Genomic DNA, 22,366 nt, shown 5'->3' with positions numbered 1-22,366 from the left:
CCGTCCATCAACGATAGAGCTGCGGCAGCCGCCAGACCCAGGCCCAGCATCAGCAGGCAGATGACAATTGCCAGGGGAGAAGCTCCCAGCAGCCACCCGCCGATGAGGGAGAGGCCAAGCCAGAGCATGAGCGACGGCAGCAGGATGGCCAGCCACAAAGCCCCAAAGAGACTACCAGCGCTGATAGACAGGCTACCCCATAGCCAACGGGGCAACAGCAGCCGCTTTATCAATCCTCTGCTTAGCACCAGCAACATGGGCAGGCTCCCCGCGAGCAGGTTGAGCACTCCCAAAAGCGGAGACCCTTACTCTGCCGCTGCAGGTTCAAGCCTCCATCCTCTCCTGCCCCCAATCCGAGGATAACCTCCTCTGTCTTCTCAGACCAGCACAGGCTTGAGTCTTTTGGCTAGTCCTTTTTCTTGTTGTGAGGTCCACAGGGAAATCAGCCAGAGCGTGTCTGTGCACCCTTGCACTACCTCATGGGGCATATATCAGCCTCTCCCACCTACCCCTGCAATCCGCGCGATCAGAGTCTGCTTTATCGCAGGACCTGGTGATGATAGAGCCGAGGAAAGAACAAAGACGTCGATAAGATCGACCAGGTCTCAACAAAAACGTATCAACGTACAGGCAATGGCCTTGAGCCAGCCTGGCTAGCTCAAGGCCACTAATGCATCTGATCCATGCCGGTCTGCAGTCGCAGCTCTCCTGGCTCCAGGCGGGCAGCATTCTCGCCATTTGGGGTTGGCTGCGTCCGACCATTGCCGTTGGCCTGGTTCTTCGTTGGGGCAGGGGTCGAGGTCAGGTGCTCCACAGGCAGCGTCGGCTCCTGCTCCTGGGTCGCTGTCGGCACTGCAAGGCCTTCAGCGTCACCAGACGGAGTGGCGTCGCCGAGCTGCAGGCGTCCCCCGCGCTGACGCTGGCGATAATCGATCCACACGATCAGGGCCACCATAATCACCACCACCAGCAGGATACTGATAAACTTGAAGAGATGCGCATTCTGACGATTAGCGATATCGAGCGACAAAATTGAGAGACTAGCCGCCAGCACCCCGAAGGCAAATGTTACCCCATAAAACAGATAACAGATCTGCTTCACCGTCAACCCGGCGGCCATCAGCCGATGATGCAGATGCGTCTTGTCGTAGTGCCAGGGGCGCTGACCGTGGCGCACGCGATTGATCGCCACCACCGCCACATCGAGGATCGGCACCCCGAGCAGCATCAAGGCCAGAGCCAGCTTGGCCCCGCCAATCGTCGACATCACCGCCAGTCCCAGGCCCAGAAACATCGACCCTGTATCGCCCATAAAGATACGCGCCGGATTCCAGTTATGCGGCAGAAAGCCCAGCACCGCGCCCGTGAAGATCGCCGCCAGTACCGCGATACTCTCCTGATGGAAGACCCAGCTAATCAAAGCGGTAAACAGACCGGTGATCCCTACCACTCCTGCGGCCAACCCATCGACCCCATCGATCAGATTGACCGTATTCATCATGCCCACCATCCAGAACCAGGTAAAGCAGAGGGCTGGGATCGCCGCTAGCGTGATCGCATTATCATGCACTCCCAGATAGACCAAGCCAGGGGCAAAAGGATTATTGAAGGAGAAGAGAAAGATCCCATGAAAGCGCCCTTCCCAGGGCGCCAGGAGAATCGCCGCCGCTACTGTCTGTGCCAGCAACTTAATCAGAGGTTTCAAACCAATCAGATCATCGATGAGGTGGACCGTCACCAAGAGCAGTGAAGCCAGCAGGAAGAGCCAGTAAACCGTGCTTTCCACATACAGAGAAGTAGGAATATTGCGCGCCGGTGTATAGAAGAGGAGCGAAGCCACTACAAACGAGAGGAAAATAGCCACGCCCCCCAAACGAGGGACAGGGACCGTATGCACACGGCGCTCTGAAGGATAGTCGAGCCAACCCATGCGGAGACAGAGCGCCCGCACAGCGAAGGTCAGCAGATAGGTCAGAACAAAAGCAGCAATGCCTCCGAGCAACGGCAGCGCCAGCGGAGGAAGCCAGGAAGCCACAGGCAGAAGCGCCGCCATAGTCAACTGCAAGTCACCGGCCTGGACCATGTACCGTCTCCTGTGAGGAGCCTGTCGCTGCTCCTCACCGTGTTCTTCGTCTGCCTCTCCGTCGCTCTGGCCGGCCATCCCTGCCATTTCCATCGTGGTAGGGGACCACCCAGAAACACGACGGTAGTCCGATTATACGGACTCCTTCAAAAGGAACGCAATGAGTTCGCCGATTTATACTAGTCCAGAATGGGGGGAGCAAGGGAAAGAGAGGATAGGCGGCATGCTCTCCCCTCCTTACCGTTACAGTAGTCGCCTTTCCCCGGCAGCTCTCGGTTCGGCCAGCCTGCAGTAGAGAAGACGCCTCAGAAGGTCAGAATGAGGAGGCGCTCCTGACCCGCATAATCCCGCAGACAAGTAAGCTGCAGCGTAGGCCAGAGCTGACGTGCGAGCGCCTCTAGCGCCTCACGCTGCTGATAGCCAATCTCCAGAAAGACCATCGCCCTCTCTTTAAGCACAGGACGCTCGTGAAGCTGTCGTAGCAAGCGCTCCAGTAGCGTTAAGCCACGGGGACCGGCGAAGAGAGCCTCCGCTGGCTCGAAGTCGCGCACATCCGGGGCCAGCAGCTCGCGCTCTTCGGTGCCCACATAAGGAAGGTTGGCCACCAGCAGATCAACCGGCTCGGGCAACGGCTCCGTCAGGTCGCCCTGCAGCAGACGCACGCGCTGGCTGACTCCATGCCGCTGACAGTTGAGCCGCGCAACCTCCAGCGCTGCCGCCGAGCGATCGCAGGCATACAGGTAAGGCAGGCGCGGCTCGCTCACCGCCAGAGCCACGGCTATAGCTCCCGAGCCAGTGCCAATATCGGCTACGATCGGTACCTCTCCCCGGCTCAAGCGGTTCCGGGCCTCTGCAAGAACCGCCTCTACGAGGAGTTCCGTCTCCGGGCGCGGAATGAGCACGCGCCGATCGACGAGCAGGTCCAGCCCAAAAAATTCCTTGTGACCAAGCAAATAGGCAACTGGCTCACCGCGCTGACGCCGCTCTAGCAAGGCCGTCAAGCGCTGCAGCTCTGCCTCTGTCAGCTCTCGTTCAGGATGGGCATAGAGAGCCGAGCGCTCCACCCCCAGGACATGGCCAAGCAACACCTGCACATCGCGTCCAGCCTCCCGAGCGGGACGCCCCGCCGCCTGGAGCAGACGCCGCCCCCACTCCAGAGCCTCTTTGACAGTCATCAACCTTCCTCCCCGAGTCGTTCCGTCTCGTCCCGACTCAAGAGCCTGCTTCAGGCTCCGTTCTCCCTCTCCTCCTCATCCAGTGGGCGACGCCCCTGAAAGCCTGTATCGAGCGGGTGCCAGTACTTGATGCGCTCTTCCCCCAGATGCCAGCACAGATAGACCTCCCGCCCCTCGCGCAGGCTCAAAAAGTCAACAAGACCCATATCGGGATCTTTCAACTCACAGCCCAACTCGTTTAGCTCCTCCAGCGCCTCCTGTAGCCGCCGTAGATGAAGAACCTGCTCACGCTGAATCTCCATCATAGTCTCATTCACATTGTGACCGTTCTTCATGATACGCAGACGAATCGCATGAGCACGTTCCTCTCCCTCCCTGAGCCTGCGCCGCTGCTCCTGAATATGGAGCAGGATCGGCGAGATGACAGGTAGTAGGGCCTCGGCCTCCTCGCGCGTAAAATAATGAGGCATGCCAACCCTCCTTCTTCATAGTGCTACTGCCACTCCGGCTCTCTCCCCTGCCGCTCTCTCTCACCCAACGTCTCGGCTAGTGACCAGCGGAAGGGGTGCTCCTGCTCACGGGGGGCGGCGTCGGAGTCACTGGCGGGGAAGCCGTCGGAGACGGGGTCTCCGTTGGTCCAGCGAGCTGAATACTCAAATCGTCAAAGGTCTTAAAGACCATCACCTGCCCACCGCTATCATAATAGTCGCCTTTGACCACGTCCCCAGGCTGCACCAGCGGCAATTTCGGCGAAAGCGAGAGATTGGCAGTAAAAATGTACGGCTGGCCAGCAAGCTGCAGGTAAAAGACCGTATTTGACCCTTCTTGAACCGAGGCGATACGCACCACCCTGCCCACCACGGTTTTGACGGTGCCGCTGGTCGGGCGGTTAGCGGCAGATGCCTGCTGCGTCAGCCATTGCTGATAAGCCTGCAAGGCGCCGCTCAGCGTCGTATCGTATTGGACATTACTGCCATTGAGATTGCGCGCATCCACAATGCCCACAGCCTGAAAGATGCTGCCGCTGCTGACATGTTGGACAAAGATAGCGACCCAGGTCGGTTCTCCATAGAGCTGATAGAGCTGTACGCTATCAACATCGTAGCTGCGCAGGTTGGCTCGCGTCGACTGAATAGTATTCTCGACATTGCTCCCGATGCCAATCCCAGTCAGCGGGTAGAAGGTGCCTCGATTGGCATGGGTATCAAAGAGGACGATGCCCGTGCTGGAATTGTCATTGAGAGAGGAGGAGGTCATCGGCACCAACCAGACCGGCTGATCGACGCTGTTATAGAGCAGCTGGGGTTCGCTCGCCGGCACCTGCTGATTGGCCCCCGAAGGATTGAACCAGGGGGCGGCATGGTAGAGGCCCCACCACTGCAGGTACTGCGTGATGGTCGCCGCCGGCATCACACGATCCACCCAGCTCGGAACATCCTGGGGACGATAGCGCGTGATCTGGCCAGTATGGGCATCAACCAGCAGAACTTCGCTGAGCACGTCACCGGTATAGCCACGCGAAGGCTGCATCAGCGAGATGGTCCAGTAAGGATGATACTGGTCATCCAGCTCCAGCGTTGGATCAATCAGGCGCCCATAAGTGTAGCCGCTCAGATAAACGTGACGCAGCAGGTCCTGATTGAGCAAGGCCCCCGGGAGATAGGCCAGGGTCTTATCTCCCCCAGTCATCAGCCGCGGCGTCGCCTCGGGATTTTCAGCATCGACAACCACGAAGCCAGGGGTATGAGCGTTGGAGAGATTGACAAAGATATTGTTGTAGCTGAGCGGTGCCACGTAGTAGAGGTGATGGTTAATGGACTGCAGAGTGTAGCTGTTAGGATCGAGATTGTAGGTCGATCCCAGATTCTGGCCAGTGGCCCCCAGCACTTGCTGCCCCTCGTAAGCCGCCACACCCGGACTGACAAGCACAATATGGTTGGGGTCGGTAGGGGGCAGCGTCGGCGAGTTGGCCGCTTTAATCTGGGGAATGGCCGCCAGAGCCTTGGCATTGCTATCAAACCAGGTAGTAAAGACGACGATCAGCCCCGAAACCACCAGACCAACAATCCCCACAACTACCAGCCCGAACAGGCCAGCCGCCACGTTCCCCCGCGAGATGGACTGACTCTGTCCGCTGGTCTCCTCTTGTCTGGCCCCTGGCCTGCGCGCCGCGCTATGTTTCCCCGTCCCTGTCACGCCCTCCTCTCTGGCCCCGAAAATCGGGCGCACCAGCGCAAAGAGATTCGCCAGGCTGCTGATGGCCAGCGGCCAGAGCACCCATTGCCAGCCTCCCAGTGGCCCGGTCAGAGCTGGCAGATTAAAGTAGACCAGTAGAAAGCAAAAGAGAAGATTGAAGAGGAAATACCCCCCGAACCAGCGTAGAAAGCGCTGAGCCACAAACGGCTCTCGCCGGCCAAATCCCAGACGCCCCACCGTCAGGATCGCCATGACAATCAGCGTCCCCTCGATTGCCAGAAGCACCGTAATCATCGCTCGCTCCCTCCTGCCTCGCCGCCAGTAGGCAACCCGTATGGTTATCTGCTCATTCGTGAAGCGAGGAAGCTGATCAGGCTTCGATCCAGCACTGATGGTCTCTCTCCCGGCCCATCATGCTCCTTCTTCAGGCTTCCGCAGCCTGATTCTCTTGGGCCGGCTCCCTCGCTTGCGCAGCCGCCCCTCTATTGTAGTGCCTGGTCGACTAAAGCACAACACCCGTCCATCCGCAGCCCTCCTGAGCCGCCCTCTTCTCTGACAGCCCAGGGGAATTTTCCCCTGGGCGAGACTGTTATGACTGATGTAATATACTGTCCGACTGACCTTTGCCAGCTATTGCTCACCTGGAAAATCACCAGGTATAAGGAGTCCAGCAGCATGAGTCTGTTTAAACGACAGGCATCTGAAAGAGCGACCAATCCCAACGCTAAAGAGGGCCCGGGACCAGACCGGCTGCCGCCTGGCCAGTACCTGACCAAGAAATGGCCAGTGCTCAGCTACGAGCGCACACCGAGCTTCCCGCCCGACTGGCGACTCAAGATCACCGGTGAGGTCGAACAGCCTTTTGAATTGACCTGGGAAGAGTTCCTCGCGCTGCCACGGGTGACCATTACCACCGATATCCATTGCGTCACCACCTGGAGCCGTTTCGATAACACCTGGGAAGGCGTCCACATCCGCGAGATTCTCAAGCGCGCCCGCCCACTGCCGAGCGCCAGATACGTCATGGCCCATTCCTGGACCGGTTACACGACCAATATGCCGCTCTCCAGCCTGGACGATGATGACGTGCTGATTGCTATCAAGCACGATGGCAAGGACCTGGAGCCGGACCACGGGGGCCCGGTGCGCCTGGTCGTTCCCAAGCTCTACTTCTACAAGAGCGCGAAGTGGCTCGACGGGCTGGAGTTCATGGCCGAGGACCGTCCGGGCTTCTGGGAGATGCGCGGCTACCATAACCGCGGCGACCCGTGGGCAGAAGAGCGCTACTGGTAGCTGTCTCCTCGCTAGCAGGCAACAGAGCACAGACCGCGCGCCGGTCGCCCCGTCCCGCCATTGCCAGAGCTTGACCTCAGCACGGCTGGCCGGAGCACCGGCGCGTCGGCTGAGAGAGAGCTAGGAGCGGTTCCGGCGCAGCAGGTCAATCACTACCGCGATCAAACTATAGAGCGAGTCTCCATCTCCGTAAAGACAGCGCTTCCTGGCCTTACCGCGTGGGTTCATCTTTCCTCCCCTGCCACTCTCTGGCGTGAGGCTTCCCTCAAATGCCAGCGGATAAGCCTCATCCGGCTCATCGTCGCTCCAGTACAGCTCAGGAAAGGTGCGCACAGCCACCTCAGCCGTATAGTCGCCACAGGCGATCAGCGTCGCCGGTGAGAAGACCCGAAAGCGCCATTCCGGTTCCACCCCCTCCATGAGGAGCAGCTCATCCAGCTTCTTAACGCTCTCAAAGGAGCTATCCAGATCGAGGCCGAGCGCTGTACGCGCAACTTCTATGAGGGCCTTCAGATTGTGCACTGCCACACTGGTATGCTCATCGTGAGGAAGGCGAGGATCACGGCGATCGACCCGCCGCTCCAGCTCCTCTTGCAGCAGCCGATAGTTCTGATCCAACTCCCAACTGAGAGGGAAGCGCAGCACCCAGCCCGGGGCCTCCGGGCTGAAGCCCTCTGCCCGCAGCACCTCCTCATGAGCAGCTGTTAAGGTCTCTTCCCCCATTAGAACAACGCGCAGCAAGATCCCTTTGGGCAAACCCTGTTTGTAGGGACGCTCAGAGGTCACCACGTACCACTGAGCATCGTAGATTACCTGACCCAGAGCGCTCGCAAAAGTCTCCTGATCATCCTGCTGCGGTTCATAGTACACGCGGTCCAGAATCCACTGTTCTTTCTCACAAGAAATGATCAGATGAGGGCCAAATGGCATGGAATCCTCCTTTGCAGAAAATCACCGCTCCATGCCAGGAGAGAAAGAGGAGGATCTATCAACGATGTGCGCGACCCCTCAAGTGCCTGGAGGAAGTGCAAGAAAGTACACTACTGTAGACAGTCGTAGTATAGACGAGGCCTCCCAAAAAGACAAGAGCGCGGCAGCGAAATGAGCTGCGTCCCAGCATTTTCGCCTGCCGCGCCAGTCCCTGAAAAGCGACATGGGCTTAGCGCTCAAGTGTCGTCTTGCTATTGCGCTCACCATCGTAGGAGAGCAGAATACGCTTGCCATCGTAGACTGTCTCCAGATGGACCGGTCGACCCCAGAGCTGATGGACATACTGCAGCGTCCTCTCAGCATAGACCATGTCGAGGTCCTGGCCCTCATGTAGATGGCGCAGATACAGCTCACGGTTGCCGCGATAGTCGCCATCGTCGACCACGATATAGGGGAAGCCGAAGTTCGTCATGCTGGCTACGATGCCGTCGCGCACCTTCTCCCAGTTCTTTTCCACAATCACCCACTCATCGCCTTCCTTTTTATACAGGTAGAGATCCAGCTCCTCGACCAGCTCCTTCGTCAGATAGTTGCGCAAGAACGACACATCGTTATCCAGCTCACGGACCTCAAAGATCTTCTGGCGGCCCATGCCTGGCTTGCGCCCGAGGCGCTCCTGCTCCTCCCTGGTCGGGTTATCCCAACGGCGCTCAATATCCTCGAAAATCTTGTAACCCAGGTAGTAGGGATTGAGCGATGTGCGCGAGGGCGAGAGCACGCTCGCGTGCATGCGCGCGAACTCCACCGCCTCGGCATCGGAGAGCATGCCGCGATCGGCCATCTCACGCATGATGCGCGAGTGCCAGATAGAGGCCCAACCCTCATTCATGACCTTTGTCTGCATCTGCGGCACAAAGTACAGGAACTCCTGACGCACAATCTCAATCACATCGCGCTGCCACGGCTCCAGAATAGGAGAATGACGGATCAAAAAGAGCAGGAGATCCTTCTGCGGTTTCTCGGGGAACTTCGGGGGGCGACCACGGCGACGCTCGCGCTCCTCTTCGGCGCGACGCTCCTTCTCCTCACGATCCAGCTCCCAGAGATCGTCGTACTCCGTTGAGGGCCGTGTGCGAGACACCTCGCCGCGCCTGAGCTGCTCCTCTTCCTCCCCCTCATCCTCTCCCTTCAAGAAGAGATGGTAGTCGACATGCTCCTGGATCGAGAGCACGGCGTCGAGAAAGCGCTCCACCTCCAGCTTGCCATGATCGAACTCATACTTGGCGATGCGCTCCGCATTGAGACTGGCGCGCTCGATCATGCGACGCGACGTATGCTGAAAGTAGACATTATTCTTAAAGAAATCGGTATGCCCGAAGACATGCGCCGCCACAAAGGTATTCTGGAGCAGATCGTTCATCTCCATCAGAAAGGCGTAGCTCGGATTCGTGTTGACCACCATCTCATAGATCTTGCTCAGCCCCAGATCATAGAGCATCTTCTGACGGTAGTAAGCCTTTCCGTGAGTCCAGTGGCTGAAGCGGCCCGGCAGGCTGTAGGAAGCAAACTCATACATAATGGTGGCCGGGACCAGCTCGAAATGAGTCGGGAAGGGGTCCAGCCCGAACTCATGGGCAATCTCCCAGGCATAGCCGATGCGATCACGCAGGCGCTCCAGATCGCTATCCGCCATAGGCATCTCTCCCTTGCAGTTGCACTTATCTGCCAGCAGGCACAGCATCGCCGCGGCGCGCGAAGAACTTGCGCAGCGCCGGATAGACTTCCTTCTTGTCAGAGATCGTCACCGCCACAAACTTCTTGTCCGTGATGCGGCTATAGGCCGACATCAGCGTACTGGGAGAGCGATAGTGGCCTTCGCGGATCTCGCCGTAGCCGAAGATATTACACAGCTCGATGAGCTGCTGCACCAGCTGCACGCAGCGATCATTATCCCAGGGAAGGTTATCGCCATCCGAGAAATGGAAGGGGTAGATATTCCAGTCGTGGGGATTGAAGCGCTCCTTAATGATTTGCAGCGCCAGCTCATAGGCCGACGAAACCTGGGTGCCGCCACTCTCGCCCTTGTGGAAAAACTCCTCCTCCGTCACCTCCTTGGCCTCGGTGTGGTGACTGATAAAGACAATGTGGACGTTATTGTACTTTGTGCGCAGGAAGCGTACCATCCAGAAGTAGAAGCTTCTGGCGATATACTTCTCGAACTCGCCCATCGAGCCGGAGACATCCATCATGGCGATCACGACGGCGTTCGACTCGTAACGAATAGTTGGCTCCCAAACCTTGAAGCGCAGATCCTCGTTCTTGATGTCCTGAAAACGCGGCTCGCCCTTGGCGGCGTTGCGCTTCATATTCTCCAGAATGGTGCGCTTCTTATCGAGATTGGTCAGCGGGCCATGCTTGCGGATATCGGTAAAGCGGACGGCGTCGGTCTGCAGCTCCTGCTGGCGCTTCTGCTCCAGATTGGGCAGCTCCAGGTCCTCGAAGATCAGCTCCGACAGCTCCTCCATGCTGATCTCGGCCTCGTAGTAGTCGTAGCCGGGATCTTTCCCCGCCTCGCCCTTCTTGCCGCGGCCCGCGCGTGGCTCCTGAGCGATCACATCGCCGACGCGGCTCTTCCCATCGCCCTGGCCCGCATGAGATTGACGCCCAGGATCATAGCGGAAGCGGTACTCCTCCAGCGAGCGGATCGGCACGCGCACCGTCTTCTTGCCATCGGAGAGAATGATGCTCTCTTCGCTGACAATCTCCTGCAGATTCTTCTTAATAGCCTCGCGAATCTTCTCCTTGTGGCGCTCCTGGTCAATCTGCCCCTTGCGGTGCAGCGACCAATCGTGTTGTGAGACGGACATAGCGCACACTCCTTCCTGGCTGGAAGCGGAAGCGAAAAGAGAACAGGGGATGAACCCCTGGCCTGGCAGGCCGCCTGGTCCTGCCTTACCTGCCGGCCCGGCCTGGCCCGCCTCCCCATCACACGCCCTGGCCCAGACTGACCTCTGCTCTCGTCGTGCCTGGTCTGGTCAGCCTGGCAGGATCAGGCGACCGGCAAACAAGAGGTGGGCAGAAGAGCGGCGCGGCGCGATCGGCTGCTCGGCGCTGCGGCAGGCTACGACCACGCCAGGGCCTGCGTAGTTCGGCGGCTCGGCTGGTTCACCCCCTGGAAGACCGTTTCTTAGCGATTCAACAGGCTCCCGACGTAGCGCAAGATCTCATTGGCGCAGACATAGCAGTAGCCATGCTCCGTTACCAGACGCTCGACTACCTCATTGATCTTGCGCCGCTGCTCCTTATCGGGCGTGCGCGTCGAGGTTGTGATCTTGACGACATCACGCAGATCGGCGAAGAGCTTCTTCTCGATGGCCTCCTTCAGGCGCTCGTGACTGGTATAGTCAAAGGTCAGTCCTTTGCGCGCCAGCGACGAGATGCGGATCAGGATCTCCTCACGGAAAGCCCGCTTGGCGTTCTCCGTGATGCCGATCTGCTCCTCGATCGAGCGCATCAGCTGCTCATCGGGATCGATCTCCTCATCGGTGATGGGATCGCGCAGCTTCGTCTTGTTGCAATAGGCCTCGACGTTGTCAAGGTAGTTGTTGAGCAGCGTGCGCGCCGCCTCCTCATAGGAGTAGACAAAGGCGCGCTGCACCTCCTTCTTGGCCAGCTCGTCGTACTCCTTGCGCGCCTCACTGATGAAGTTGAGGTAGCGCTCGCGCTCCTCACGCGTAATGCTCGTATGCTGATCGAGACCATCGCGCAGAGCGCGCAGTGCATCAATCGGATTGATGCAGGTCACATTCTGGCGCACCAGAGCATTTGAGAGGCGGTTAATGACATAGCGCGGCGAAATGCCGTCCATGCCCTCGCGCTGGGCCTCCTCCTGCAGCTCGCGGACATCCTTCTGCTTGAAATCCTCGATGTCCTCGCCATCGTAGAGGCGCAGCTTCTTCATCAGGCTCATGCCGGCCTTCTTCGACGGCTCCAGGCGCGTCAACACGGCGAAGATGCTGGCAATGCGCAGCGTGTACGGGGCAATATGCACGTTGTGCAGAGCGCTCTGCTTGAGGAGCTTCTCGTAGATCTTGATCTCGTCGGAGACACGCAGGTTGTAAGGCACCCTGACCAGAATGATGCGGTCCTGCAGCGCCTCGGACTTCTTGTTACCGACGAAAGCCTGATACTCATGCTCATTGGTGTGGCTGACCACCACCTCGTCGGCATAGATCATGCTGAAGCGGCCCGTCTTGATGTTCTGCTCCTGGCTGAGGGTGAGCAGCACATACAGGAACTTCTCATCAACCTTGAGCATCTCGATGAATTCCATCAGGCCGCGGTTGGCAACGTTCAACTCGCCGTCGAAGCGGTAGGCGCGGGGATCGCTCTCGACACCGACCTCACCGATGGTCGAGAGGTCAATGCCACCAACGAGCTCGCTGATGTCCTGGCTCTTGGGGTCCGATGGGGTAAAGGTGCCAATGCCGATACGATACTTCTCGCTGAAGGCGATGCGCTGGACGGGGACATCTTCGATACGCCCGTGATACTCGTTGTCGAGCATGTAACGGCAGCGCGGGCACAGATCGCCCTCGATGTAGAGGCCGAACTCCTTCTCGATATCGGGGCGCAGCTCCTGGGGAATGAGATGCAAAGGCTCCTCATGCATCGGGCAACCTTTGATCGCGTAGACGGCGCCGGCCTCGGTGCGCGTATAGGCTTCCAGGCCCCGCTTGAGCAACTGCACAATGGTCGACTTGCCGCCTCCAACCGGCCCCATCAGCAGCAGGATGCGCTTGCGCACCTCCAGGCGCTGGGCTGCCGAATGAAAGTAGTCGACGATCTGCTGCAGCGCCTTCTCGATGCCAAAAATCTCCTGGCTGAAGAAGTTGTATCGCAGTTCGCCGTTGCGCGTAGTCTCGACCCCCGCCTCCATAATCATGTCGTAAATGCGCTCATGCGAGAGGCGGGCGACTTTCGGCCTCTTACACGCGATCTCAAAGTATTGGGCGAACGTCCCCTCCCACGCAAGTGCTCGCTCTCGGTCCCGATATTCCTCTAACCGCTTCACCAGGTCCATAGGTTACCCTTTCTTCTTCTGTCTGCTAGGCTGCCGGCTGATTCTGCAGGCGGGACGCTTCGCCTCAGACCAGCGCCGGCGGGACGGGAAGAACGCTTACTGACTGTTACACCGGGTGTACGCCTTTGCCGAGGTTCCTTTCCTTCTATGCCTGCTATGACTACAATGACTGCTGCTCCTTCCGGCGCGAAAAACAGGTAAACTATGATATCAAAGGGCTGGTTTTCTGCTCGATCTGCATGCCAAGCTAGAGAACCAGCCCTTTCTACGTTGCAACATGTGATATAACTATATTTGCTGCCTGCATCTTCTGCTCGCCCTCCTTCCGCATCTCCTCTCGCCCTCAATACCCTCTCGCGGCTTGCCAAGCTGCAGAGAAGATGGGCCGCTGTGCGTCTGGCCCTCGGGCCACGCGGAGCAAGTACTTTCCCTGCTTCCTGTTCTCTCCCCTCCTTCTCCTTGCCCCTGCGCCCCTCCCGAGAGGTTCCACCTGTTCCCCTCGCAGGGGAGACCTTGCCTGGTCGAATGGCATATGCTGCTCGATTCAGACGTGTTCCAGAGTAAACAGTAACGGTAATCGTAGCATACAGTACAGACCGGCCCCTGTCAAGTGGCGACTGCCGCTTTTCAACATCACCCATCTGGGTCATTATCTGATCGCCAGCCCGGCCCCCCTGCTGGCCGGCTCTCCCCCTTCTGAGCTGGTCCGTGTAGATCCTTTCTTTTTGTCGAAGGAGAAAGCGGTAAGCCACTGTGGCCGGAGAGACAGAAGCGTAGCGCTGGCTAGCCGGCGTGGCCTGCGGCGCGGGGCAAGGCGACAGGATGCGCGGTCGCTGCCGCACAAGCGGTCAGCCCAGGTCAATACCAGCGCCACCGGAGCAGGTCGCTGTCAGGAGACCGCCCTGGTCGCTTATCTGAATACCCGTGCTCCTCTCAAGAGCAAGAGGGGTCGCACATGACATCGCGTGGGGCTTCGCGTGGGGCTTCGATGAGGGGAATGCTGAGGTCAAGCTGGCAGCCTCCGCCAGCAGGCTGGCAGAGACGAAGCTCGCCTCCTAGCTCGTGCACGCGCTCGCGTATGCCGATCAGACCATAGTGGCCCGGCCCCGGACCGGCCTCCGTGAGCGGGCCGAAAAGACTGTCGCTGGCTGCTGGTGCGCCGTCCCGGTTGCTGGCCGCGAGCTGGGCCTGTACCTCCAGCGGCAGACCAACGCCGTTGTCGGCAATGGTAAGCTGGAGCCGGCCAGCTTCTGTGTGCAACCGCAGCAAGACCTGCGTGGCCTGGGCATGCTTCTCGATGTTAGTGAGGGCCTCTTGAATGATTTTGAGCAGGATCTCCTGCCGGTCACCAGGCAGATGCTCCAACTCGGGGGGAAGGTCTAGCTCCAGGCCCCAGCCGCAGCGAGCGGCCAGGCGCTGGGCCAGGGCGGCCACGGCCTGGCCTAGCGAGCATTGGGCCAGCACGGGCGAACGTAGCTTTGCGATGGCGGCGCGCAGCTCGTTCATGGCCTCGCGCGTGACTTGCAGCGTCTCGACAATCTCCCGCTCACAGCGCTCCGGGTCCCGACCGACAAGGCGCCGCAGTACCTCTAGCTTGACGCTGACCAGGGTGAGGGCATGACCGAGAGTATCATGCATTTCGCGCGCCAGGCGCGTGCGCTCGCGCAGGACGGCCAGCTCCTGTTCCTGAGCCGCCGAGAGCGCCAGACGCCGATGGGCCTCCTCCAGCTCACTATGGGCCTGGGTCAATTCCTGTAAAAGGCGCGTATTGCGTTTCTGCTCATTGAAGAGGCGAGCGATGGTAAAAGCCGAGATAACCGCAGAGCTGAGCGAGAGAAGTAGTCCCCCCAGCACACCCAGATCATTCAGCTCCAGAGGCCAGTGGACGACCCCGCTGAGCAGCAGGAAGGTCAGGAGCGAGCAGAGCAGCGGCCAGATGAGAAAAGGCAGCTCAAAGATGGCGAAGCAGAGACCAAAGACGAGCCAGTAGTCCCAGGCCAGGCCGCGGTCAATGCAGGCCAGCACCAGACAGATGAGATAGCAACAGGCCCAAAGGATCAGGGCATAGGGACGCGCTGGGGGCCAGCGACGCTTCCGCAGTAGCCACATAGGCCCAAAATGGAAAGCCTGTACCAGGAGCAAGAGTAACGAGAGCAGGATGATGGTCACAGCCCGCCAGTTATGAAAGTAACTGGGGGAAGAGTTCAGCACCACATAGTCAGCAATCGCCAGGGAAACGATGTAAAAGAGGAACCATTGCAGGCCAAACAGGCGCAAGTGACGGTAGAATCGCTGCTGAGCTTCGCTGGCAGCCGCCATGTGGTGTGCGTTCCTCCTTGTGGTGGTCATAGTGTCCAGCTGCCCTTCCTCTCCAGAGCCTCCTGAGCGAGGGTCACACGAGACAGCGGTGGCTGTCGACTCACCGGCTCGCTGCTGACAGAAGGGAGATCGACCCATCCTGACGGGTGCACCCAGGATGACAAACGGCCCGTCGAGGGGATGGGTCGACCCCTGTTCTCTGGTCGTGCTGTCGATCCCTGTCTACATCGACCAGTATAGCCGCTGGCTCCGACAGGCGCCAGTGCCGAAAGAACTAGGCTTCCTCTATGACTAAAGTCACGGCCTCCCCTACGGCGATGCCCAGCGTGGCGGCAGCGTTGCCGTTGCGAATGGCTACCCCAACATAGCCGGCGCTGTCGCTGTAGACAAAGGGTTCGCCCTCGCCGGCTTCACCGGCAAAGAAGGGCTGCCGACGCTCAATGGTCAAGTGACGCCCGGGTATGAGCAGGCGCACACCTGGGGCGGTGAAGAGATCGGGCACCAGGGTCAGGGGAATGCTTGTCACCAGGTTGCCAAAGTGGTCAATGTAGATGACTCTGGCCTCAATGCGCCCTCCCTCACGCCGCGGCTGGCTGAGATCGAGGCGCTGCAACGAGTCAGGAGTGAGCAGGGGGCCAAAGTCAGCTAGCGGAACCCCACGCGCCAGATGGGCCGCCGCTGGAGCAAAGATGTCCCGCCCGTGGAAGGTCGTGCTAACCGCCGGCAGACGATAGGCCGGATTCTCCAGGGCCACAACCTGGCGCAGCGGCTGCTCGGCCAACACATAGCTGAAGAGACCATTGTCTGGCCCGACAAAGAACCAGTCGCCGGCCTCCAGCGCAATGGCCCGCCGCTGGCTGCCCACCCCTGGATCAACGACACAGAGAAAAACGCTGCCCGCGGGGAAATAGCGATAGGCCGTTGAAAGCAACCAGGCCCCAGCAGCGACGTTCTGGGCCGCGATCTCATGGCTGATGTCAATCAGCTGGGCCTGTGGCACGATGCCGGCGATGACTCCCTTCATGATGCCCACAAAGCCGTCGCGCAGGCCAAAGTCGGTCATGAGGGCAATCACCGGAGTAGATGGACGAACGGCAGCCTGCCCACTGGCGCTGGCCGCTCGGGGCTGCTCTTCTTTTTGTACCATAATAGCTTCTCTCTTCGCTTCGTTCGGCCTTGCCGTGAAGGCCGGGCGTTTTCTCCTTTCTGTGTAGTCATTCACGGCTACCCTGTCAAGGGGGCAGGGCCGCAGAATCGCTCAATGGTACTGGCGGCTACCCTTCCTTAGCCATTGTATGCTATACTAGCCACGATATAGAGCGGTCCTGACGAGAATACAGGTAGAATAGAAGAATAGTCCAGGCAATTTCAGCTTTTCTTAAGCCTGTTCTCTCTGCGCTACGAGCGGGTGGTCTGGGTATTCCCGGCCAAAACGCAGCTTTGCAGTGAAACATTCCCTATTTGATTCATTCGCACACGATTATTACAGACAGTCGAAACTCGATGGAAAAGGAGGCGGCGCTTCTTCCCCATCTCTGCAGTCCGGGGGATGCGCTCTGCATGAGCCGATGAACGTCAGTACCGGTGGCTCGCATATTCTTATTTTCGAACGCGATCAGCAACTTGCCGCCTTGCTCAGTAGCGAGCTGCAGCTGGCCGGCTATGAGTGCCATATAGCTCGCACGGCAGTGGAAGTCTTTGACGCGATTGCACGCCATCAGGTGCGGCTGGTCTTGGTCAACCTGGCCCAGGCGGCGGCAGGGCGCCGTGAGTTCTGGGTGGCACTAGACGCTCAGCGTCGTGGGCGTGGTGTACTGGTGCTGACCTATCGCTGCGCCAACCTGGCCGGCTACGGCCCGTATGATCCCGAGGAGTATCGGCAGACTGTCGATGTGGAGGTCGATGGCATGCTCGGCATCATGCGCCTGGTCGAGGCTGTCCGGGCTCAGGTACCTTTGCCAACCACGGCCTCGCATCCCCAGGTGCGCCTGGCCGATGTGCCAACGCAGGCGTCGCCCTCTCCTACCCTGACAAGTCTGCAGCAGACGCTTCCTCACCCGGCGGTCTTTTCGCCGGGCCAGAGCCAGATCAGCGAGCTTCAGCGGCAGTCATCGCCGGCTCCGTCGGCCTATACGGCCAGTGTACAGCCTGCCCCTTCCGCTCCCCCGCCGCCGACTTTCACCGACAAGATCCGCGCGGTAATCTACCCGGGCAGTCGCAGCTTTTCGCCGGCCCCTGCTTCCGTGCCGGCTCCTGCTCCTATGCAGGAAGCTGCCTGGGGGGCAGCCTTCGGAGCGGGCGGCTTCCAGAGTCCCGACGGGTTTGTGACCTCCGCCTCTCCTTCCTCAGCTCACATACCCGCTGTCTCAGCGGCAGCCAATGCAGGCACCCGCCAGCCGCCGCTGAACCAGGCTGGCCAGTTCTCGCCTGCCTCACACGCTGCTCCTTCGCCCAACCAGGCCCAGGCATACTATACTGCGGCAGCCCAATCGGCGCCGCTGGAGTTCTATGCCCAGCAGCGATCTCAGCCGCTGGAGCCGTTCATCCAGGGGCCGGCGGAGGCTTTCTATCAGGCGCCGCGCTCGCAGGCTTCGGGGCCGCTGCCCCAGCCACAGGCGGGGCTTGCTCCCCAGGAAGCGCCGCCGCAGATGCCACCCATGTCCTCTATGACCCAGGCCAGTCCTTCGCCTTTTGCCTCGGCATCACAGGCTTCACAGCCAGCGCCAGCTTATCAGCCGCTCGTTCAGGAGAGTCCCTATCAGCCCAGCCAGGCATATACGCAGTACGCGCCGCCCGAGGAGAAAGGCGAGTCAAGCCTGGCTCAGCTGACGCGCCTGCTACGCGAGCGCGCCGCGGCCTCTGCACCTGGAGAGCGCGGGCCAGAGCCAGGCGAGGCGCCAGTCCCGCCTGGCGGCGCTACGGCGGCTCCGTCAGCACCGGCCTCGCCTTCGCCGCTGAGCACAGCCTCGCTGCGAGCGGCCCCGATCCAGGGACTGCAATCGGACCAGGAGCCTGATTATCGTCCCTCGCGCTCGGAGTCGCATGCCGCGGCTCGCAGCCACTTGCAGGCCCTGGCGGGCGCGAGCCCGACCATCGGCGAGCTGTCCTCTCTGCGCATGGCTGCTCCATCTTCAGCTCCGGCCCCAGCCCCCGCCCAGAGCCAGGCGGCAGCTCATACTGCCCAGCCGCGAGCTTACACCGCTGAGCAGCCGGCGGTCGAACGGCGCCCGGCCTACAGCGGCACTAACGCAGACCGCGCTGAGCACCTCTCTTCTGGCCAGATGAGCAGCACTGGCTCCGTGGAGCGAGTCGAACGGGAGGCGCCCACGGTCACCGGTCAGCCCCTGCCCGGCGACGACCTGGCTGCCACGGCTGACGAGGAGACGAAGAAGGAGATGATGCATGCAGAGGCGGCTCCGGTCGAGTCAGCGCGCCGTCCCGCGTTTGAGCGTGAGTCGATCACGTCCGATACGACCTTGCTTGATATTGTGCAAAGCCTGCCGCCAATGGAGCCACCACCGCAGCGGCAACAGCAGCAGTCACCGCCAGTTCTCAATGGACGGGCCACGCGTTCGCTCGGCAGCGTCCTGCTGGAAGGCCATCTGGTGCCGCCTGATCGCCTGGAGGTAGCGCAGAACGTTCAACGCATGCTCCGTGGGGTCGATCTCAATTATCAGTTGGGGGAGATTTTGCTCATGTTCAAGTTGCTGACCCCCGATCAGCTGCTGGCGGCTAGCCTGGTGAGCTATGGCCTGCTCAATACGGCGCAGATCCGCTCGCTAGGCCGCATCCGCCAGGAGTTGCATTCGATGGGTCTGGAATACGATCTTGAGAATTTGCTCATCCTGTTCCGCATCTTGACACCAGAGCAGCTGCGCGAGGTGCGCGCCAGCTGGTCGTCCTGAGTGAGCCTTTTCCTGCCCCTGGCCGGTTCCATCCAGCAGGCGTGAGGCTGATCTGCTCAACCAACAAGCACACAAAATAAAACAGGAAGAGGTCTGGCCCGCCACCGCGGGCCTTCCTTATTATTAATAGCTGTCCGTCTGAGCTGATCTCGCCTGCCCCGTTCTGGTTGGTAGCGCTCTCCCCCAGCGGGCAAGGAGAGAAGAGGCGGTCGCTTGCCTTGCTACCTCCCGGCACGCAGATTGGCTATAATGTCTGGTGCTAAGAGAGCGCATTTTCACCCTTAGCAGGAGCCATTCTCATGCCACAACAACAGCAACAACAGCAACAGTTTGCCGACTACGATCTCCTCGCTGTCTTTAGCGATGAGGAGAAAGCAAGCGCGGCAGAGGGGAAGCTGCGCCGGGAGGGTTTCAAGGATGAGGAGATCTATCGCCTGAGTGCCGGGGCAGTCAAAGGAGGGGAGTTCCGCGATCACGGCCCACGCCAGGATCGCAGCACTTTCTTCTTGCAGACGACGCGCAGCGGACCCTCGCCGGCGCTGCTGCTGGTGCTGGCACTGGTGGCGGGCCTGGTGGTGGGCCTGCTGGCCTTTGCGCTGGGCTTTGCTTTTCCCGCCTCTGAGCACGGGCTGATTACGCTGATCGGGGTGGTAGTGGGCCTGATTGGCGGCGTGGTAGTTGCCTTTGTCCGCGGGAGCCGGGTGCGCGGCGCTATCGGGCAGGACCTGTCACGCCTCCCTCAAGCATCAGCTCCCACACGCGAGGCTCGGACGGTGATTGCTCTGCGTTTACTCGATCCTGAGAACATCAGCCGTAGGTCCCGTGCGCGGGCGATCTTGCTCAATAACGGAGGCCGCATCGATCGGAGTGTGGGCCGCCGGGAGTGAGAAGCGGCGAGCCGGGCGCAATGGAGCGCTCTGCTCCCGCTTTTTTTCGCTTGCTAGCAATGGCGCAGCGCTGGCTGCAGTCTGCTTATCGAACAACGTCATAGCAATAATGAGGCAGGTGAGGGTCTTACCACTCTGCTGGGCAAACACTGGTAATATCTTGGTTTCTCGATTAGAATTAGAATAGATTTACAGCAAAGTATCGGCAAGCGCCGGCGGCCCTGGGCAGAAGCACAGAGGTCGCTCAGGCGGGAGAAAGAGCGTATGAAGGGGAACACTGTGCCACCAGCGAGACTGCAGGTTGATCTGGAGAAGCTCGCGCGCCTGCGCGACGCGCTCTTTCCACCGTATAAGGTCATTCTCTTCAACGACGATGAGAATACGATGGATTATGTGGTCGCTGCCCTGCTGCATGCTGTCAATAGCCTGACGCTGCCGGAGGCCGAGCGCATCATGCTGACAGCCCATGTGACAGGGAGCGCCGTGGTTGTGGTCTGTCCCAAGGAGTTGGCCGAGTATTACCAGGAGCGCCTGCTCAGCTACGGTCTGACGGCGACGATCGAACCGGATTAGCCTCTCTCTGGCTGGGTCCCCGGCCCCGACAGCGAGAAGCCTCCCGACCCAACTCGCTTGCTTACTAGCTGACCGGGCTGGCCAACTGGTGGTTCATTCGTCCGTTCGTTGGCTGATCAATGACACAGAGCAAGGACTGGCAGCAGGCTTTCTGAGCAGCGCTCACTACCATTGACGCTGCCAGTCTCTTCCACTTAGAATCTGTAGAAGGGTCTGCAGGGATGCGGCAAGCAGGTTCTTTCATGCGTATGCAGAGGTGCAAGGCGCAGGGCCTGCATGAGATCCGAACGAAGATGATGCTGTTTTGTCAGATTCGAGATCGAGAAGAGGGGAGACACTATGGTTCACCTATGGCGCTCAAGAACGAAGGAGGAGGCCGAGACCACCAAGGCGCCCGGGGTCGGAGCCACCGGCGATATCGCAGTTATTGTCGAGGGGAAGAAACTGGATACAGAACTGGTCAGGCTGGCTTGTCTGATGGCCAAGCGCGCCAAACGCAAGGTTCACCTGGTCCACATCATCGAAGTTCCTCGTACCCTCCCCCTCAAGGCTGTCCTCACAGAGAAGTCGAATGCCGCCAATAAGCTGCTCTCCGAGGCCATTGCCATTGCCGAAGAGGCCGGCTGCGACGCTGTCGCCGAGATCGTCCAGGCCCGCGATGCCGGCCCGGCGATTGTGGACGAGGCCCGCGATCACGGCTGCGCTCTGATTATGCTAGGATTGGTGCGTAGCCACCGCTCCCAGAATAATCTGGGCAAGACGATCCCATACGTGCTGCTCAATGCCCCCTGCCGGGTCTGGGTAATCCAGGACCCCAATGGCACGGCTGCCGCTGGTACGCCCGCGACCGCCGCAACAAGCAGTAGCGATGTTAACGCCTCAAAGGAATAACGATAGATTCGTATCCATACTGCATGCATTACGTTAGCCGCCTATGACTGCTTCAAAATACGCCGAATACGGGTGAGGCGCACGCTACACGCTACACGCCATATGACCAGGCTCTGCTAAGTCTGGTCGAGCCGTGAGAGGCTTTCATCCCGGCGCGTGAGACCTGCGCCACCGCCGGGGGCTTTGCTTCTCCCGCCACTATGTCGCGCCGCCCAGCTCTGTGGGTGCCTCCTGTCCTTCACATATGGTGAGCGCTTGCGGTCGGTGCAGGCTGCCTTTTTCTGTTCGCTCGCTTGCCTGGGAGAGGCTGGTCTTTTTCTCACCACAGTCAGCATGCTGATATGCTATAATTAGGGTGAGCAGAATTCTTCTTTTTATTGACTCAACCGGCTATCACTAGCTCAATCCTGGGAGGAGTCTCGCCATGACGACCAGTCCACAGAATGCAGGGCCACCGCCACGCTCCCATAAGGACTACTATACTGCCCTTCATCAGGCCGCGCTGACATTCTCTTCCAGCCTTGAGTTGGATGAGGTGCTCCACAGCGTGGCCAAAAGCATCGCTGAAGCGATGCAGGTGAAAGCCTGTGTGCTGCGTCTGTTTAACAAGCGCACGGGCCAGCTTGAGATCAGCGCCTCCTACGGGCTGAGCAGCGACTATCTCGGCAAAGGCCCGGTCGATGTCTCTCACAGCCCTATCGATCATGAAGTGCTACAAAGTGGCAAGCCGGTCTTTATCCCCGATGTGCGCGTCGACTCTCGTTTTCAGTATCAGGAGGCCGCGCGACGCGAGGGCCTGGTCTCGCTGCTCTGTGTACCGCTGGAGGTGCGTGGCGAGGTCATCGGCGTCTTGCGCGTTTATACTGCCGAACCGACCACTTTCCACGAGGATGATGTGCAGTTCCTGACCGTGCTCGCCAGTCTGGCCGCCCTCGCCATTGAGAACGCCAGACTATACGAGAATCTCAAGAGTTCTTACGATGGCGTGATGGATGCCCTCTGGGGGAGCAGCCTCAGTCGCCAGGCGTAAG

The 22,366-nt window shown here is 59.8% G+C and carries 16 protein-coding genes and 1 pseudogene; 6 read left to right on the top strand and 11 right to left on the bottom strand.

Annotated elements, in window-relative coordinates; translation table 11 throughout:
* From IRZ31_RS03795 to IRZ31_RS03775, 5 genes and pseudogenes are all read right to left on the bottom strand, one after another.
* Nucleotides 1-257, bottom strand: a pseudogene (locus tag IRZ31_RS03795) (hypothetical protein); the annotation flags it as partial.
* Between the two features lie 410 nt (nucleotides 258-667).
* Complete coding sequence (locus tag IRZ31_RS03790) at nucleotides 668-2,083, bottom strand: MraY family glycosyltransferase (RefSeq protein ID WP_297149693.1); 1,416 nt, start codon at nucleotides 2,081-2,083, stop codon at nucleotides 668-670.
* Between the two features lie 305 nt (nucleotides 2,084-2,388).
* Entirely contained in the window at nucleotides 2,389-3,258 is an 870-nt protein-coding gene (gene prmC, locus IRZ31_RS03785) for a peptide chain release factor N(5)-glutamine methyltransferase (protein ID WP_297149690.1), read from the bottom strand.
* A gap of 50 nt (nucleotides 3,259-3,308) precedes the next feature.
* Nucleotides 3,309-3,728: a DUF2203 domain-containing protein gene (locus IRZ31_RS03780; protein ID WP_297149687.1), complete on the bottom strand. Its 420-nt coding sequence runs from the start codon at nucleotides 3,726-3,728 to the stop codon at nucleotides 3,309-3,311.
* 76 nt (nucleotides 3,729-3,804) lie between these two features.
* The gene (locus IRZ31_RS03775; RefSeq protein WP_297149685.1) at nucleotides 3,805-5,748 is read right to left on the bottom strand and encodes a hypothetical protein; all 1,944 of its coding nucleotides are present in this window, start codon (nucleotides 5,746-5,748) and stop codon (nucleotides 3,805-3,807) included.
* A 381-nt stretch (nucleotides 5,749-6,129) separates the two neighbouring features.
* Between IRZ31_RS03775 and IRZ31_RS03770 the strand changes: the two genes are divergently transcribed.
* Nucleotides 6,130-6,747, top strand: coding sequence for a sulfite oxidase-like oxidoreductase (locus IRZ31_RS03770; RefSeq protein WP_297149684.1), 618 nt, complete (start codon nucleotides 6,130-6,132; stop codon nucleotides 6,745-6,747).
* A 120-nt stretch (nucleotides 6,748-6,867) separates the two neighbouring features.
* On the opposite strand, the gene IRZ31_RS03765 is transcribed toward IRZ31_RS03770, so the two are convergent.
* The 6 genes from IRZ31_RS03765 to IRZ31_RS03740 all read right to left on the bottom strand — a co-directional run bounded on the left by IRZ31_RS03765 (nucleotide 6,868) and on the right by IRZ31_RS03740 (nucleotide 16,226).
* Entirely contained in the window at nucleotides 6,868-7,677 is an 810-nt protein-coding gene (locus IRZ31_RS03765) for a hypothetical protein (protein ID WP_297149682.1), read from the bottom strand.
* 229 nt (nucleotides 7,678-7,906) lie between these two features.
* Nucleotides 7,907-9,370 carry a SpoVR family protein gene (locus tag IRZ31_RS03760; RefSeq protein WP_297149680.1) on the bottom strand — a complete coding sequence of 488 codons (1,464 nt, stop codon included), beginning with the start codon at nucleotides 9,368-9,370 and terminating at the stop codon, nucleotides 7,907-7,909.
* Nucleotides 9,371-9,395: 25 nt separating this feature from the next.
* Nucleotides 9,396-10,544: a sporulation protein YhbH gene (gene yhbH, locus IRZ31_RS03755; protein WP_297149678.1), complete on the bottom strand. Its 1,149-nt coding sequence runs from the start codon at nucleotides 10,542-10,544 to the stop codon at nucleotides 9,396-9,398.
* A 320-nt stretch (nucleotides 10,545-10,864) separates the two neighbouring features.
* Entirely contained in the window at nucleotides 10,865-12,760 is a 1,896-nt protein-coding gene (locus IRZ31_RS03750) for a PrkA family serine protein kinase (RefSeq protein WP_112432803.1), read from the bottom strand.
* A 933-nt stretch (nucleotides 12,761-13,693) separates the two neighbouring features.
* On the bottom strand, nucleotides 13,694-15,079 hold the full coding sequence (locus IRZ31_RS03745) for a sensor histidine kinase (protein WP_297149675.1): 1,386 nt from the start codon (nucleotides 15,077-15,079) through the stop codon (nucleotides 13,694-13,696).
* Nucleotides 15,080-15,353: 274 nt separating this feature from the next.
* On the bottom strand, nucleotides 15,354-16,226 hold the full coding sequence (locus IRZ31_RS03740; RefSeq protein ID WP_297149673.1) for an SAM-dependent chlorinase/fluorinase: 873 nt from the start codon (nucleotides 16,224-16,226) through the stop codon (nucleotides 15,354-15,356).
* A 421-nt stretch (nucleotides 16,227-16,647) separates the two neighbouring features.
* Here IRZ31_RS03740 and IRZ31_RS03735 point away from each other — a divergent pair, with 421 nt between their 5' ends.
* From IRZ31_RS03735 to IRZ31_RS03715, 5 genes are all read left to right on the top strand, one after another.
* Nucleotides 16,648-18,984 carry a hypothetical protein gene (locus IRZ31_RS03735; RefSeq protein ID WP_297149671.1) on the top strand — a complete coding sequence of 779 codons (2,337 nt, stop codon included), beginning with the start codon at nucleotides 16,648-16,650 and terminating at the stop codon, nucleotides 18,982-18,984.
* A 299-nt stretch (nucleotides 18,985-19,283) separates the two neighbouring features.
* A complete protein-coding gene (locus tag IRZ31_RS03730) occupies nucleotides 19,284-19,871 on the top strand; it encodes a hypothetical protein (protein ID WP_297149669.1) in 588 nt (195 codons plus the stop codon).
* 294 nt (nucleotides 19,872-20,165) lie between these two features.
* The gene (locus IRZ31_RS03725; RefSeq protein WP_052891517.1) at nucleotides 20,166-20,444 is read left to right on the top strand and encodes an ATP-dependent Clp protease adaptor ClpS; all 279 of its coding nucleotides are present in this window, start codon (nucleotides 20,166-20,168) and stop codon (nucleotides 20,442-20,444) included.
* 339 nt (nucleotides 20,445-20,783) lie between these two features.
* Entirely contained in the window at nucleotides 20,784-21,335 is a 552-nt protein-coding gene (locus tag IRZ31_RS03720) for a universal stress protein (RefSeq protein ID WP_297149665.1), read from the top strand.
* Nucleotides 21,336-21,759: 424 nt separating this feature from the next.
* The gene (locus IRZ31_RS03715) at nucleotides 21,760-22,365 is read left to right on the top strand and encodes a GAF domain-containing protein (RefSeq protein ID WP_297149664.1); all 606 of its coding nucleotides are present in this window, start codon (nucleotides 21,760-21,762) and stop codon (nucleotides 22,363-22,365) included.
* Nucleotide 22,366 lies beyond the last annotated feature (1 nt).

The sequence above is a fragment of the Thermogemmatispora sp. genome, from assembly GCF_019683635.1.
Lineage (GTDB): Bacteria > Chloroflexota > Ktedonobacteria > Ktedonobacterales > Ktedonobacteraceae > Thermogemmatispora.
This window is presented reverse-complemented; position numbering and strand designations above follow the sequence as displayed.